This is a genomic window from Streptomyces sp. NPDC001443 (assembly GCF_053597355.1).
Genome location: NZ_JBSFIA010000004.1, coordinates 167,952 through 183,022 on the forward strand (window position 1 = coordinate 167,952; position 15,071 = coordinate 183,022).

Sequence of the window (15,071 nt, forward strand, 5' to 3'; positions counted from 1 at the left end):
GGGAAAAGGAACGCCACGGTATCGCGTCGCCGCTCGCCGCGGGGAGACCTGCGGGGGCCGAGGCTCACGCGCCGGGGTACACGCACGCAAGAAGTTGACGGTCACCTCGACCGTATCGAGGACACTGGAGACGCGCGACCGGGCTTGGACAGGGCCGGAAGGGGAGCAAGGGCAATGAAGGGCACTGTCGGTGAGCTAGGGGAGTTCGGGCTCATCAGGGAGCTCACCTCCCGTCTCACCACCACACCGGCGGTCCGGGTCGGCCCCGGCGACGACGCCGCCGTGGTCGCCGCCCCCGACCGCAGGGTCGTGGCGAGCACCGACATCCTCCTGGAGGGACGGCACTTCCGTCGCGACTGGTCCACGGCCTACGACGTGGGCCGCAAGGCCGCCGCGCAGAACCTCGCCGACATCGCCGCCATGGGCGCGGTGCCGACGGCGCTGCTGCTCGGGCTGGTCGTCCCCGCGGAACTCCCCGTCACCTGGCCGACCGAGCTGATGGACGGGCTGCGCGACGAGTGCCAGGTCGCGGGTGCCTCCGTGGTCGGCGGCGACGTCGTACGCGGTGACACGATCATGGTGTCGATCACGGCGCTCGGCGATCTGCGCAACCAGGAGCCGGTGACACGCGCGGGCGCGCAGCCCGGCGACCTCGTCGCGGTCACCGGCTGGCTCGGCTGGTCCGCCGCCGGATACGCGGTGCTCTCCCGCGGTTTCCGCTCGCCGCGCGCCTTCGTCGAGGCGCACCGGCGCCCCGAACCCCCGTACCACGCGGGGCCGGCCGCCGCCGGTCTCGGCGCGACCGCCATGTGCGACGTGAGCGACGGACTCATCGCCGACCTCGGTCACATCGCCGAGGCCAGCAAGGTGCGGATCGACATCCGTTCCGGCGCCATAGACATCCCGACCCAGATGAACGACATCGGGCAGGCCGTCGGCGTCGACCCGATGCAGTGGGTGCTGACCGGAGGAGAGGACCACGCGATCGTGGCGACCTTCCCGTCGGACACCAAGCTGCCCGCCCGCTGGAAGGTCATCGGCGAGGTGCTCAACCCGTCGGCGCTGCCCCAGGTGACGGTCGACGGGGCGCCGTGGACCGACAAGGGCGGCTGGGACCACTTCGGGGACATCGAGTCATGAGCGCGCCACCGAGGGTGCTCACGGTCGCGGGCTCCGACTCCGGCGGCGGGGCGGGGATCCAGGCCGACCTGAAGACCATGCTCGCGCTGGGCGTGCACGGGATGAGCGTGATCACCGCGGTCACCGCGCAGAACTCCCTGGGCGTGCAGGGCGCCTGGGAGCTTCCGGCGCAGGCGGTACGCGCGCAGTTCCGCAGCGTCGTCGACGACATCGGCGTCCAGGCGGTGAAGACCGGGATGCTGGCCACCGCCGAACTCGTCGAGACGGTCGCCGAGTTGCTCGCCGGCACGGACGCGCCGGTGGTCGTCGACCCGGTGGGCGTCTCCAAGCACGGCGATCCGCTGCTGGCGGCCGCCGCCCTGGACTCCGTACGTACGAAGCTGCTGCCGGTCGCCACGGTCGCCACCCCGAACCTCGACGAGGTGGCGCAACTCACCGGTGTCCGGGTCGGGTCGGAGGGGCGGATGCGTACGGCGGCGGAGGCCGTCCTGGCGTACGGGCCGCGCTGGGTGGTGATCAAGGGCGGTCACCTCGCCGACGGGGAGGCGGTCGACCTGCTCACCGACGGCACCGAGGAGCACTGGTTGCGCGCCGCCCGCCACGACAACCGGCACACGCACGGCACCGGGTGCACCCTCGCGTCCGCGATCGCGGCACAGCTGGCGAAGGGGCGTTCCGTGCCGGAGGCGGTGACGGACGCCAAGGAGTACGTGACCGGGGCGATCGCGGGCGGGTTCGCGCTCGGCGCGGGTCTCGGCCCGGTCGACCACCGGTGGAACCTCGCGACCCGGCCCGCCGGACCACCGCGAGCCTGACGGCCGGGTCCATGTGTCGGACGGGGGTTCGGTCATGGGTTCGGTACACGGGCCCGGGGCATGGGATTGACGCATCGGCCCGGACATGGCAAAAAGCCGACCTACCCGAGAGTAGACCGGCTTTTCACGGCGAACCAGCAGTGGCCGCGCATGATGGGGTTCCCCCCGTCCCGAACGAAGCCGGGATATGGGGGATGAGCGTCAGCGCGAGACCTTGCCGGCCTTGATGCACGAGGTGCAAGCGTTCACGCGCTTCGGCGTCCCGCCCACCACGGTACGCACGCGCTGGATGTTGGGGTTCCAGCGGCGCGGCGTACGGCGGTGCGAGTGCGAGATGTTGTTGCCGAAGCCCGGCCCCTTGCCGCAGACGTCGCAGTTGGCAGCCACGGGTCACTCCAAAGACTTCAGATGCACTTACGGATGATCCCGGCGTGCCGGGATCAGGATCGAGGATCTGAGTGGCGGTGCCGGGAGGAGAGCCCGATGGGATCGGGCAACCGGAGCAGCATACAACGACTGCGCCAGTACAACGAAACTACCATGGCTGCCCGAGGGTCCGCCCCCGGCCCTCTTCCGGCGGACACCGGTTCTGGGTCTACGCTGCGGCCAAAGGCTGGGGACGTCGGCGACCGACGACAACGCCGCTGGGGTCTCCCCTCCGGGGAGGGCGTGCCGGACCCCGCGTCTGCGGCATGATCCGCCGGACAGGCCTTAGTCCAGCAGCTCAAGGAGGCGCAGGTGCCGCAGGTGCCGCAGACATTCTTCGATGCTCTCGCGGTGCGTACCTGGTGCGGTCTCGCGTTGCAGGCGCTGGGAAGCGCGCGCGAGGAGATCGACGCGATCAATGTCTATCCCGTCGCGGACGGGGACACCGGCACCAATCTGTATCTGACCGTGGAGTCGGCCGTCGCGGCGGTCGAGGCGGTGTTCATGGGGCACGAGACGGCGGCCGTGGAACTTGGGGCCGGCTCCGGGGACGACGGCGCGGCCCGTGTCTTCCCCGCCCCCGGACCTGCGCCGTCGCCGTCCCTGGCGGAGGCCGCGCGCGCGATGGCGCACGGGGCCCTGATCGGGGCGCGCGGCAACTCCGGGACGATCGTCGCGCAGCTGCTGCGCGGCATGGCACAGGTCTTCGCCGCGGACGGCGAGGTCGCTCACGCCGACGCGCGAGGGCTGCGGCTGGCCCTGCGGCGCGCGGCCGACTCCGCCCGGCTCGCCGTGGCCCACCCGGTCGAGGGCACGGTGCTGTCGGTCGCCTCCGCCGCCGCGGACGCGGCCGAGGGCGCCGGGGACGACTGCGGGACGGTCGCGCGGGCGGCCTACGAGGGGGCGCGGGCGGCGCTGGCCGCGACCCCGGGCCAGCTGGCCGTCCTCGGGCGGGCCGGAGTGGTCGACGCCGGGGGGCGCGGACTGGTCGCGGTGCTCGGGGCACTGGTCGAGACGCTGACGGGCGAGGCCCCGGTGGCCGGCCCGGCCGGCCGCGCTCCCTCCGGCGCCGCCGCTTCCACCCCTGTCGTCACCGCCACCGAGGACGTCGATGGCGACGAGCGCGACGAGCGCGCCGACGCGTTGTGTGAGGACCGGCCCGAGGCCGCGGAGGACGGCGGCCCCGCCTTCGAGGTGATCTACCTGCTGGACGCCGACGACGCGGCCGTCGCACGGCTGCGGGACCGGCTCGACGCCCTCGGGGACTCGCTCGTCGTGGTCGGCGGCGACGGACTGTGGAACGTCCACGTGCACGTCGACGACGCGGGTGCCGCGGTGGAGGCGGGCGTCGAGGCCGGGCGGCCGCACCGGATCCGGATCACCCACTTCGGTGTCGGCGACGCGCACACCCGGGCCGCCGGACGGCCGCCCCGGGAGCGGGTCCAGCGCGCCGTGGTGGCCGTGGTGCCCGGGGAGGGTCTGGCCGGGCTGTACGCCGGGTCGGGGGCCACCACCGTGCTCGCCCGCCCGGGGGAGCCGCCCGCGAGCGGTGAACTGGTCGAGGCCGTGCGCCGCGCCCACGCGCGCGAGGTCGTCCTGCTGCCGAACGACGCCGACCTGCGCCACACCGCGGCCGCGGCGGCGGAGCAGGCCCGGGCCGAGGGGATCCGCGTGGCGTTGATCCCGACCCGCTCCGCGGTCCAGGGCATCGCCGCGCTCGCCGTGCACGAGGCCGACCGCCGCTTCGACGAGGACGTCGTCGCCATGACCTCGGCGGCCGGCGCCACCCGTTACGCCGAGCTGACCGTCGCCGAACGCCAGTCCTGGACCATGGCCGGCATCTGCCAGGCGGGTGACGTCCTCGGTCTCGTCGAGGGCGACGTGGCCGTGATCGGATCGGACGTCGCGGAGATCGCCGGGACCGTGCTGGACCGGATGCTCCAGGCGGGCGGCGAGCTCGTCACCATCGTCCTCGGCGACGAGGCACCGGAGGCCGTCGCCGAGCACCTCCAGACCCGGGTGCGGGAGACCTACCTCGCCGTCGACACGGTCGTCTACCGAGGCGGCCGTCAGGGATCGCTCCTGCTCATCGGCGTGGAGTAGGCGAACGATCGAACGGTGGGGCGGTGGACCGCCCCACCGCCCACCGCCCCTTCCCGGCCTACTTCGTCGCCTGCTTGTCCAGGCCCTGGAGCAGTTGTTCCGCCTCCGCGCACCGTGCCCGCGCCGTGCCGTCCTCACCGGCAGTCCCGTCGAGGGCACCCTCGGCCCGGCCGTCGGCGGCGGCGGCGTCGGCGTCGGCGTCGGGGGAGTACGTCTCCAGCACCGCACGCGCGCGTGCGGCCGCGTCCGCCGGGCGGCCGAGGTCGGCCTCCAGCCAGCCCGCGGCGAGCTGGGCGGCGGTGCGGCTGTGCAGGGCCCGGGGGCCCAGCGAACCGAACACGACGACGGCCTCCGCCATCTGGGACAGAGCCTCCTCGAACACGCCGTGGATGGACTCGTCCTCGGCGTCCTCCAGCACCGAGCGGGCCAGCAGATCGCCGAACTGCCGGTGGGTGTGGCCGAGTTCGGTGACCAGCCGCTCCCGTGCCTCCTCGTCGTCCGCCGCCCGCAGAGCCGTCTCGCACGCGTGCAGCGCGTCCGTCATCAGCTCCCGCGCCCGGTCCGCCCCCGCCGTGTCCGCTCCTGTCCCGTCCGCTTCCGTCCCGTCCGCTCCCGCGTCGGCGCGCAGCGCGAGCCACGCGCGGGCGCGCAGGGCGCGTACCAGACCGTGCACGTTGCCGAGGGCCTGCCACAGATCGCCCGCGCGTGCGTACGCCCGGTCCGCCTCGTCGGGCAGTCCCGCGTGCCCCAGGTTCTCGGCGGCGAGATGGGCGAGCGTGGCGTGATCGTGCTGTTCGGGCCAGTGCCGTGCGATCTCGGCTGCCTGGAGCCGGCGTTCGGCCGCGGCCCGGTGCTCGCCGAGCTCGCTCAGACAGTCGCCGAGCCACCACTGCGTCTGGACGATCGCGCCGTCACCGTGCGTCTCGGCGCTCAGGTCGGGCAGCGCGGACTCCAGCACCTCGGCGGCCTCGGCCCACCGCTCCTGCCGCAGCAGGAAGCCGCCGAGCAGATGCCGGGCCCAGGCGCCCAGCGTCGGTCCCTGACCCGCCTCGTCGGCCCAGTGCGCCGCTTCCAGGGCGTGCTCGGCCGCTTCCCCGGCCTGGCCCCGGCCGCCGACGACCTCGGCGAGCTGAAGGTGCAGCTGTGCCCGCCCGACCGCCTCCAGGTGCGGCCCGCCGTGCTCCAGTGCGGCCCGCAGCGCGCGCTCCGTCTCCTCGAGGTCGCCCAGCTGGTGGGCCAGAGCGGCCAGCCGGGCCTCGTACTCCACCGCGAACCACGGCAGCCCGGCCGCGACGAACTCCGCCGCGGCCCGCGCGAACAGCTCCGCGCCCGTGCCGACGTCCCCGGTGAGGGCCGCCAGCTCGGCGAGTATCGCCTGCGACTCGGCGGCCCGCGAGGCGAGCCGCACGTCGTCCCGCGTGCGCCCGCCGACGAGCGCCAGCACCTCCCGCGCGGCCGACTCGGCCGCGGCCAGGACCTGCTCCGACGGCGGGCCGTCGCCCGCGTGCACCCGCTGCATCAGGATGCGCGCCCGGCCCATCAGCACCGACGCCGTCTGCCGTACGCCCGTGCCGTCCTGCGCGTAGAGCGCGAGCACCTCGTCGTACGGCTCCTCGACCGCGGCGACCGCCTCGTCCGGCTCGCCGGTCAGCGCGCGTACGTACGCCGCACGCGCGCGTGCCGCCAGCGCCTCCCCGGGGTCGCCCGCCTCCGCGTACAGCACGGCGGCGCGTTCGAACAGCTCGGCGCCCTCGGGGCCCGCGTCCATCGCCTCGTGATCGGCGATCTCCGCACGGTCGCGCGCGTCCAGTTCGACGCCCTCGGCGGCTCGGGAGACCGCGGCCCACGCCTCCACGGCGCCCGGCTGCAACGTCTCCGACAGCCGCCGCGCCTCGGCCAGCAGCGCGCCGAGGTCCGATGCCATCGGCTGGACGGCCGCCGGGGCGACCACCGGCGCGCCGGCCGCCGTCGGCCGGGCGCCGCGCACCCCCAGCGGCAGCCGTTCCACCAGCGGCAGCCGCGCCATCCGGGCCCGGGCCCGGTCGCCGACGTACGACGTGCCGTTGCGCGCGTCGAAGCGCGCGGCCAGCGCGAGGGCCTCCTCGCGCGCGTGCCCGGCCAGCGCGGCCGCCGTCCAGGTCCGGCCCACCGGTCCCGGCACCTGCTGGTCCCCGAGCCCGAGCAGGGTGAGGCGGTCCATGAGCAGGGCCACCACGGCCAGGAAAGCCATCCGGCTGTGCGGCTGCCCGCCGTCCGTGAAGTACGCCGGGCGCTCCGCCAGCAGTTCCAGACCGCGCGCCTCGTTGCCGGTCAGCGCGCAGAACTCCACATGGTCCGCGTACGCGTCCCGCATGCTCTCCATGGACCGCACGAGCCGGAAGCCGCGCAGATGGTTGGCGCGCGCCTCGTCGAGGCGGCCCAGGCGCAGCAGGGGCAGCAGCGAGGAGGCCAGGACGGTGTGCGGCTCGTGGGCGCAGGAGAACTCGCCGTCCAGGACCGGACCCCACAGCCGGACCGCCTCGGCGTCCCGGCCCCGCTCCGACTCCCACCAGCCCTGACCGTGCAGCTCGCACGCGTGGCAGTCGGCCATCCGGTCCCGGTCGGCGGCCAGCCAGGCGGCGTGCGCCCGCTCGGCCCGGTCGAGATCGCCGACATGCGCGGCCACGCTGAACTCCGCGCTGCGCACCGCCCGTTCGGAATGTCCGGCCAGCCGGTAGCGGCGCTCCATCTCGTCGAGCCACTTCTCGACGGAGGCGAGCGGGACGTGCGGCTGGTCCAGCATGCCGGCCGACATCCACTTGAAGACCCAGTGCAGCGAATGGGTCTCGTACTCGTCGAAGTCCTCGGGCCGTTCGTCCCACATGCGCAGCAGCCGCGCGAACGGGACGAACATCTTGTCCTTCTCGGAGCTGTAGTTGTAGACCTTCAGCTGGTGTCCGAGCGCCTCGATCACCGCGAGCGGGATGTTCAGCCGCTCGGCCTCGGTGAGCAGCTCCTCCGCGCGCGCGTTGCGGGCCGGACCCTCCGGCTGGTCGCCGTTCTCCGCCATCGCCCGGCGCAGCGAGTCGAAGTCCGCTGTCCCACTCATCGGTGGCCCTCCTCGCCATGCGTGGCCCACTCCAGCAGGCCGATGAACGCCCGGTTCAGCAACGCCGAGTCGGCGGGCCGCAGCGGGCGCTGCGCCATCAGCAGCGCCTGTCCGTACAGGGACTCCGTGGCGGTCCCGATCAGCTCGGCGTCCCGCAGCGAACCGATGCGCCGGACCAGCGGGTTGAGGTGGTTGAGCACCAGCTTCGCCCGGGGGGCGCTGCCGCGCAGCGAACCGAGGATGCCCGCCCACAGGTCGTCGGCCTGCTCCTCGGCCGCCGCCCGCGCCTGCTCGTGCCGGGCCGCCCGGTCGTCCAGGTGCAGCGCGGGCACGGACAGCGGCTGGAAGGCGCGCAGCACGACATCGCAGCCCAGCGGGTCCAGCTTCGCCCGCGCGGCCGCCAGGAAGCCCGCGAGCGCCAGTTCCTCGGCCGGGTCGACGGCGTCCAGGTGGGCCGTCACGGTGTCCGCGTCCAGCTCGGCGACCACCGTGCCCGGCCGGACCGACGGCAGCGCCTCGACGAGTTCGCTGTCGTACGTGTAGCCGCCGTTGATCACGCCCACGCCCTGCGCGGAGGCGATCGGCGCGACCTGGCGGTACTCCTCGACGGTCCGGGTGAAGTGGACCACCGGGTGCCGCCGCGCGAACTCCTCCAGCGACAGCCGTCCGTCGGTCGTCTCGAACGGCAGCCACGGCAGCATCGTGCGCAGCATCTCCGCGTCGTGCCGGGCCAGTGCCTTCACACCCAGGTGGTGCACGGACAGGAAGGCCGCCAGCCGCTCCGGATCACCGGCCGCCAGCCCGGTCAGCCACGTCCGGATCCGCTCGCCGAGCGCCTCGCGCACCGCGGCCAGCGTCTCGTCCTCGTACAGCGCCTCGCGCGACGCCGTGGGCCGCAGACTGTCCGTGTCCAGCACGCAGCGCACGAAGAAGGCCCAGTCGGGCAGCAGTTGCTCGCCCCGCTCGGTCAGCAGCATGCCCTTGAGATGGACGCGATGACCGGCCCGCTGCGCCGGACTGACCGCCGACGGCAGCACGTACGCCACCCCCCGGATCCCGGCCAGCGGCACGTCCAGGTCGACCGAGTCCAGCGGGGTGAACCCGAACAGCCCGTGACAGTGCCGGGCCAGGGCCACCCGCCGGGCCGCCGGGGACGGGTACGGCCGGTCCCACGGCGCCGGCAGATCGGTGACCGCCTCGTCGCCCACCCGCACGTCGTACGGCAGCAGCGCCCCGAAGTCCCGGGCCAGCGTCAGGACGCGCGCCTCGGTGAGCCACTCCCCGGCCCCGGCCCGCGCCACCAGGTGCACGGTGGTGCCCGGCTCGGGACGCGCCTCGTCCGGCAGCGTGCGCACGGTGTACGAACCGTCGTCGGCCGCCGTCCACTCCACGGGCGGGGCGTGCGGGGTGCGGGCGCTGCGGCTGACCACCCGGATCCGCTCGGCGACCACGAAGCAGGCCAGCAGACCGATGCCGAACTGGCCGAGGAAGTCGGAGCGGGCCTCCTGGAGACCGTCGGCCCGCTTGGAGCTGCGGCCGATGGTGGCCAGCAGGCTGTGCACGTCGGCCTCGGTGAGCCCGATCCCGGAGTCCTCGACGCGCAGGGCGCCGCCCTCGGCGGACAGCCGCACCCGGGCGGGGGCGTCGGGCTGCTCGGCCCGCCGGGCGGTGATCGCGTCCACCGCGTTCTGGAGCAGTTCGCGCAGGTAGACCTTGGGACTGGAGTAGAGGTGGTGGGAGAGCAGGTCGACCAGACCACGCAGGTCGACCTGGAACGTATGAGGTGACTGGGATGCCTGGGATGACTGTGAGGTCTGGGAGTCCATCGTCGCAGCGCCGCGGGCTGGGGGAGTCTCCATGGCGCGGGGTCGGGCGGTCCCGGTGGGGCAGTGACCGCGGGGGATGGCCGGAGCGCGTCATCCTAGAGCCCGAACAGCCCGCCTGACCAGCGGATTCCCGACACGTCTACGGCAATGTCAGTGGGGTGGTGTGCAATGGATCTCGTGCCCGCACTGCAAGAACCCCTGAAAAAGGTGCTCGGCCCCGCCACCGCGAAGGTGATGGCCGAGCACCTCGGCCTGCACACCGTCGGTGACCTGCTGCACCACTACCCGCGCAGATACGAGGAGCGCGGCCAGCTCACCCGGCTCGCCGACCTCCCCATGGACGAGCACGTCACCGTGGTCGCCCAGGTCGCCGACGCCCGGCTGCTCACGTTCGCCTCCGCCAAGGCCCCCCGCGGGAAGGGCCAGCGACTGGAGGTGACCATCACCGACGGCAGTGGCCGACTCCAACTGGTCTTCTTCGGCAGTGGAGTCCACAAGCCCCACAAGGAACTGCTGCCGGGCACCCGGGCGATGTTCGCGGGCAAGGTCTCCGTCTTCAACCACCGCCTCCAACTGAACCACCCGGCCTACGAACTGCTGCGCGGCGACGGCGACGGCGCCGAGGAGACGGTCGAGACCTGGGCCGGCGCCCTCATCCCGCTCTACCCCGCCACCGCCAAGCTGGAGTCCTGGAAGATCGGCAAGGCCGTCCAGACCGTCCTGCCCAGCGCCCAGGAGGCCCTCGACCCGCTCCCCGGCTCCCTGCGCGAGGGCCGCGGTCTGGTCTCCCTCCCCGAGGCCCTGCTGAAGATCCACCGTCCGCACACCAAGGCGGACATCGCCGACGCCCGCGCCCGGCTGAAGTGGGACGAGGCCTTCGTCCTCCAGGTGGCCCTGGCCCGCCGCCGGTACGCCGACGCCCAGCTGCCCGCCGTCCCCCGCAGACCCGCCGACGACGGCCTGCTCACCGCCTTCGACGACCGCCTCCCGTTCACCCTCACCGACGGTCAGCGCAAGGTCTCCGAGGAGATCTTCGACGACCTCGCCACGGACCACCCGATGCACCGGCTGTTGCAGGGTGAGGTGGGTTCCGGGAAGACCCTGGTCGCCCTGCGCGCCATGCTCGCCGTGGTCGACGCCGGCGGGCAGGCCGCGATGCTCGCGCCCACCGAGGTGCTCGCCCAGCAGCACCACCGCTCGATCACCGAGATGATGGGCGAGCTCGCCGAGGGCGGCATGCTCGGCGGCGCCGAGCGGGCCACCAAGGTGGTGCTGCTCACCGGCTCGATGGGGGCGGCCGCGAGACGGCATGCGCTGCTCGACCTGGTCACCGGCGAGGCCGGGATCGTGATCGGCACCCATGCGCTGATCGAGGACAAGGTCCAGTTCCACGACCTCGGACTGGTCGTCGTGGACGAGCAGCACCGGTTCGGCGTCGAGCAGCGCGACGCCCTGCGCGGCCGCGGCAAACAGCCGCCGCACCTGCTCGTCATGACCGCCACGCCCATCCCGCGGACCGTCGCGATGACCGTCTTCGGCGATCTGGAGACCTCCGTCCTGGACCAGCTCCCGGCCGGACGCTCGCCCATCGCCAGCCATGTCGTCCCGGCCGCCGAGAAACCCCACTTCCTGGCCCGCGCCTGGGAGCGGGTGCGCGAGGAGGTGGGCAACGGCCACCAGGCGTACGTCGTCTGCCCGCGCATCGGTGACGAGGAGGACGACCCCAAGGCCGCCAAGAAGAAGAAGTCCCCCGAGGACGAGGCGGAGAAGCGGCCCCCGCTCGCCGTCCTCGACGTGGCCGCGCAGCTCGCCCGCGGCCCCCTCCAGGGGCTCACGGTGGAGGTGCTGCACGGCCGGATGGCACCGGACGACAAGGACGCCGTCATGCGCCGCTTCACCGCCGGGGACACCGACGTCCTGGTCGCCACGACCGTGATCGAGGTCGGCGTGAACGTGCCGAACGCCACCGCCATGGTGATCATGGACGCCGACCGGTTCGGCGTCTCGCAGCTGCACCAGCTGCGCGGCCGAGTCGGCCGTGGCTCGGCCCCGGGGCTGTGTCTGCTGGTCAGCGAGATGCCGGAGGCGAGCCCGGCCCGCCAGCGGCTGAACGCGGTGGCCTCCACCCTGGACGGCTTCGAGCTCTCCCGGATCGACCTCGAACAGCGCCGCGAGGGCGACGTCCTCGGCCAGGCCCAGTCCGGCGTCCGCTCCAGTCTGCGGGTGCTCGCCGTCATCGAGGACGAGGACGTCATCGCCGAGGCCCGCGAGGAGGCGGTCGCGGTCGTCGCCGCCGACCCCGACCTGGAGCGCCTGCCCGGCCTGCGCACGGCCCTGGACGCCCTGCTCGACGACGAACGGGAGCAGTACCTGGAGAAGGGCTGACCCGTCCCCGGGCAACCCGGAGTCGGACCGCGGCGGGGGCCGTCGGCGGGCCGGGCCGGGCCGCGGTCCGCGTACGTCGTCCGCGGACCGCGCTCCGCGCGGGTGCCTGACAGACTGGACCCGTACGCACCCCGACGGACAAGGACCCCAGATGACCCGCGTGATCGCCGGCGCCGCCGGCGGACGCCGCCTCGCCGTCCCGCCGGGCACCGGCACCCGCCCCACCTCCGACCGCGCGCGCGAGGGCCTGCTGTCCACCTGGGAGTCCCTGCTCGGCGGCCCGCTGGACGGCGAGCGGGTCCTCGACCTGTACGCCGGTTCCGGCGCCGTCGGCCTGGAGGCCCTCTCCCGGGGTGCGGGCCACACCCTGCTCGTCGAGGCCGACGCCCGCGCGGCCCGTACGGTCCGCGAGAACGTCAAGAGCCTCGGGCTGCCCGGCGCCGAGGTCAGAGCGGGCAAAGCGGAGCAGATCGTCAAGTCGCCGCCGCCGGGGGAGCCGTACGACATCGTCTTCCTGGACCCCCCGTACGCCGTCTCCGACGACGATCTACGCGAGATCCTGCTCACACTCCGCGCGGAAGGCTGGCTCGCGCCGGAAGCCCTCGTCACCGTGGAGCGCAGCACCCGAGGCGGGGAATTCCGGTGGCCGGACGGCTTCGAAGCGCTCCGGGCCCGTCGTTACGGCGAAGGCACGTTTTGGTACGGTCGCGCCGCCTCTACGTGCGAAGACGCACGATGACCGGACCGGAGAGCGAGGGAACCCAGTTGCGCCGCGCCGTCTGTCCCGGGTCGTTCGACCCCATCACCAACGGACACCTAGACATCATTGGCCGCGCCTCCCGTCTGTACGACGAGGTCTACGTCGCGGTCATGATCAACAAGTCCAAGAAGGGCCTGTTCGAGATCGACGAGCGGATCGACCTGATCCGCGAGGTCACCGCCGACTACGCCAACGTCCGGGTCGAGGCCTTCCACGGCCTCCTCGTCGACTTCTGCAAGCAGCGAGACATCCCCGCGATCGTCAAGGGGCTGCGCGCCGTCAGCGACTTCGACTACGAGCTGCAGATGGCCCAGATGAACATCGGGCTCTCGGGCGTCGAGACCCTCTTCGTCCCCACCAACCCCACCTACAGCTTCCTGTCGTCCTCCCTGGTCAAGGAGGTCGCGACCTGGGGCGGCGACGTCTCGCACCTGGTCCCGCCCGCGGTCTTCGAGGCGCTCACGCAGCGTCTGGGACAGGGCTGACCCGACTCCCCGGGCGCGCGCGGAACCCCCGCCGGGGCTGACAGCCCGTCACCCGGTGTCGGCCGCGCGCCCCATGGACGTACAGTCGTCCCGTCCGTCTCCAACACAGCTGTAGAGAGTGGCGAGCACACGATGGACGTGCAGAAGAAGCTCGAAGAGGTCGTCTCGACGGTCTCCAGCGCCCGCTCGATGCCGATGTCGGCCTCGTGCGTGGTCAACCGTGCCGAGCTGCTCTCCCTGCTCGAGGAGTTGCGCGAGGCGCTGCCCGGCTCCCTCGCGCAGGCGCAGGAGCTGATCGGCGACCGCGAGCACATGGTGGAGCAGGCCCGCCAGGAGGCCGACCGGATCATCTCGACGGCGCACGCCGAGCGCGGTTCGCTGATCTCCGACACCGAGATCGCCCGCCGCTCCCAGGCCGAGGCCGACCGGATCCTCGCCGAGGCGCACAAGGAGGCCGAGGAGGTCCGCGTCGAGGCCGACGACTACGTCGACTCCAAGCTCGCCAACTTCGAGGTCGTCCTCACCAAGACGCTCGGCTCCGTCGGCCGGGGCCGCGAGAAGCTCCTCGGCACCGGACCGGGCCTGGACGAGCAGGGCTACGAGGACGAGGACGCCCCCGAGCGCAGCCACGACCCGGAGACCCTGCGCCGCGACGCCGACGCGTACGTCGACGCCAAGCTCGGCGCCTTCGAGGCCGTCCTCGCCAAGACCCTGGACGCCGTCGGCAAGGGCCGCGCCAAGCTGCACGGCCGGATCGCCACCGACGACCTCGGCGCGCTCGCCGACGACACCACGACCTTCCAGCACTCCAGCGACGCCGACTACCTCGCCGACCTGGCCGCCCTCGCGGACGCCCCGGCCGAGCCGCGGCAGCGGCCCGCCGCGCAGCAGCCCGTCCAGCCGCAGTACGACCAGCAGGCCGTCCAGCCGGCGTACGACTACCAGCAGCAGCCGGACCCCTACGGGGGCTACCAGCAGCAGGGCTACGGCCGGCAGGACGCGTACGGCTACCAGCAGGCGGACCCCTACGCCGCGGGCTCCGGCTACGCCCAGGACGGCGGCTTCCAGGGCTACGACGCCCAGCAGGGCGGGTACGACCCGCACCAGGACCACCAGGGCCACCAGGACCATCAGGGGTACGCGCTCGACGAGGCCAGCCTCTTCGACACCAGCATGATCACCCCGGACCAGCTGCGGGCCTACGAGCAGGAGCGGGGCCTGTAGGACCGGGCGGCGACCGCCCCGGCGGGCGGGGGCGCGGAGGCGGATTGGGCCGAGAGCGAAAGGTCCAGTATCCTGGCCCTTCGGTCGCGTGTACGTCCGCGATCCGCGCTGCCCGGCGACACCGAAGGGCCGCGTCCCTCCGAGCTGAGAAGATCGAAAGCAGGAATGGCTCCTAACGCCCGCCTCGACCACCGCAACCCGCTCGTGTTCGACACACACGAGCTGGGGCGGCGTCCTGGCGCGCTGCAGCGCCTGACCCGCACGATCGACGCCCCCCGTGATCTCGGGATCGCGGAGGTCATCGGAGTGCCGGAAGGCGCCCCGGTGGAGCTCGAACTCCGACTCGAGTCGGTCATGGAAGGGGTGCTTGTCACAGGCACCGCCCGTGCACAGGCCGAGGGGGAGTGCGTAAGGTGTCTGGAGCCGCTCGGGCTGGAGCTCGAAGCGGACTTCCAGGAGATGTTCTCGTACCCTGACGCCGACGACCGTGGCCGCCCCAAGGCGGAACCGGCCGACGACGCCGAGGAAGACGAGGACAGGCTCTTCATCGAGGACGGCTTGTTCGACCTCGAGCCCGTGCTGCGTGATGCGGTGGTGCTCGCACTGCCGATGCAGCCGGTGTGCCAGGAAGACTGTCCAGGACTGTGCACCGAGTGCGGTGCGCGCCTTGCGGACGACCCGGACCACCACCATGACGCCGTCGACATCCGATGGGCGGCATTGCAGGGACTCGCCGGTTCACTCGGAGACGGCGAGAAGGACGAGATGAGCGGCGGCGCGCTTCCTTCAGCGCACGCCGACGAGAAGCAGGAGAAGTAG

General features: G+C 73.2%; 11 protein-coding genes. 8 read left to right on the top strand and 3 right to left on the bottom strand.

Annotated elements, in window-relative coordinates:
* Window positions 1-174: 174 nt before the first annotated feature.
* Both ACWC24_RS07420 and thiD read left to right on the top strand, forming a co-directional pair.
* Window positions 175-1,140, top strand: a complete 966-nt coding sequence (locus ACWC24_RS07420; protein WP_450661864.1) for a thiamine-phosphate kinase — start codon at window positions 175-177, stop codon at window positions 1,138-1,140.
* On the top strand, window positions 1,137-1,955 hold the full coding sequence (gene thiD / locus ACWC24_RS07425; RefSeq protein ID WP_450661865.1) for a bifunctional hydroxymethylpyrimidine kinase/phosphomethylpyrimidine kinase: 819 nt from the start codon (window positions 1,137-1,139) through the stop codon (window positions 1,953-1,955). The genes ACWC24_RS07420 and thiD overlap by 4 nt, the downstream gene beginning before the upstream one ends.
* Before the next feature lie 201 nt (window positions 1,956-2,156).
* On the opposite strand, the gene rpmB is transcribed toward thiD, so the two are convergent.
* Entirely contained in the window at window positions 2,157-2,342 is a 186-nt protein-coding gene (gene rpmB, locus ACWC24_RS07430; RefSeq protein ID WP_004924906.1) for a 50S ribosomal protein L28, read from the bottom strand.
* Window positions 2,343-2,693: 351 nt separating this feature from the next.
* Between rpmB and ACWC24_RS07435 the strand changes: the two genes are divergently transcribed.
* Window positions 2,694-4,484: a DAK2 domain-containing protein gene (locus tag ACWC24_RS07435; RefSeq protein ID WP_450661866.1), complete on the top strand. Its 1,791-nt coding sequence runs from the start codon at window positions 2,694-2,696 to the stop codon at window positions 4,482-4,484.
* A 58-nt stretch (window positions 4,485-4,542) separates the two neighbouring features.
* On the opposite strand, the gene ACWC24_RS07440 is transcribed toward ACWC24_RS07435, so the two are convergent.
* The gene (locus tag ACWC24_RS07440) at window positions 4,543-7,572 is read right to left on the bottom strand and encodes a tetratricopeptide repeat protein (RefSeq protein WP_450661867.1); all 3,030 of its coding nucleotides are present in this window, start codon (window positions 7,570-7,572) and stop codon (window positions 4,543-4,545) included.
* Window positions 7,569-9,398 carry an HSP90 family protein gene (locus tag ACWC24_RS07445; RefSeq protein WP_450661868.1) on the bottom strand — a complete coding sequence of 610 codons (1,830 nt, stop codon included), beginning with the start codon at window positions 9,396-9,398 and terminating at the stop codon, window positions 7,569-7,571. Before ACWC24_RS07445 ends, ACWC24_RS07440 begins: the two co-directional genes overlap by 4 nt.
* A 168-nt stretch (window positions 9,399-9,566) precedes the next feature.
* Between ACWC24_RS07445 and recG the strand changes: the two genes are divergently transcribed.
* The 5 genes from recG to ACWC24_RS07470 all read left to right on the top strand — a co-directional run bounded on the left by recG (window position 9,567) and on the right by ACWC24_RS07470 (window position 15,071).
* Window positions 9,567-11,783, top strand: coding sequence for an ATP-dependent DNA helicase RecG (gene recG / locus ACWC24_RS07450; RefSeq protein WP_450661869.1), 2,217 nt, complete (start codon window positions 9,567-9,569; stop codon window positions 11,781-11,783).
* A gap of 151 nt (window positions 11,784-11,934) precedes the next feature.
* The gene (rsmD, locus tag ACWC24_RS07455) at window positions 11,935-12,522 is read left to right on the top strand and encodes a 16S rRNA (guanine(966)-N(2))-methyltransferase RsmD (RefSeq protein ID WP_450661870.1); all 588 of its coding nucleotides are present in this window, start codon (window positions 11,935-11,937) and stop codon (window positions 12,520-12,522) included.
* Window positions 12,523-12,548: 26 nt separating this feature from the next.
* Complete coding sequence (gene coaD / locus ACWC24_RS07460; protein WP_238427246.1) at window positions 12,549-13,028, top strand: pantetheine-phosphate adenylyltransferase; 480 nt, start codon at window positions 12,549-12,551, stop codon at window positions 13,026-13,028.
* Window positions 13,029-13,160: 132 nt separating this feature from the next.
* Window positions 13,161-14,252: a cell division initiation protein gene (locus ACWC24_RS07465; RefSeq protein ID WP_450661871.1), complete on the top strand. Its 1,092-nt coding sequence runs from the start codon at window positions 13,161-13,163 to the stop codon at window positions 14,250-14,252.
* Window positions 14,253-14,417: 165 nt separating this feature from the next.
* Window positions 14,418-15,071, top strand: coding sequence for a YceD family protein (locus ACWC24_RS07470; RefSeq protein ID WP_450661872.1), 654 nt, complete (start codon window positions 14,418-14,420; stop codon window positions 15,069-15,071).

What these genes read in the sequence shown, in the direction of transcription:
- ACWC24_RS07420 (WP_450661864.1), top strand. Translation starts at nt 175, where the DNA reads ATGAAGGGCACTGTCGGTGAGCTAGGGGAGTTCGGGCTCATCAGGGAG.
- thiD (WP_450661865.1), top strand. Translation starts at nt 1,137, where the DNA reads ATGAGCGCGCCACCGAGGGTGCTCACGGTCGCGGGCTCCGACTCCGGC.
- ACWC24_RS07440 (WP_450661867.1), bottom strand. Translation starts at nt 7,572, where the DNA reads ATGAGTGGGACAGCGGACTTCGACTCGCTGCGCCGGGCGATGGCGGAG.
- ACWC24_RS07445 (WP_450661868.1), bottom strand. Translation starts at nt 9,398, where the DNA reads ATGGACTCCCAGACCTCACAGTCATCCCAGGCATCCCAGTCACCTCAT.
- recG (WP_450661869.1), top strand. Translation starts at nt 9,567, where the DNA reads ATGGATCTCGTGCCCGCACTGCAAGAACCCCTGAAAAAGGTGCTCGGC.
- rsmD (WP_450661870.1), top strand. Translation starts at nt 11,935, where the DNA reads ATGACCCGCGTGATCGCCGGCGCCGCCGGCGGACGCCGCCTCGCCGTC.
- ACWC24_RS07465 (WP_450661871.1), top strand. Translation starts at nt 13,161, where the DNA reads ATGGACGTGCAGAAGAAGCTCGAAGAGGTCGTCTCGACGGTCTCCAGC.
- ACWC24_RS07470 (WP_450661872.1), top strand. Translation starts at nt 14,418, where the DNA reads ATGGCTCCTAACGCCCGCCTCGACCACCGCAACCCGCTCGTGTTCGAC.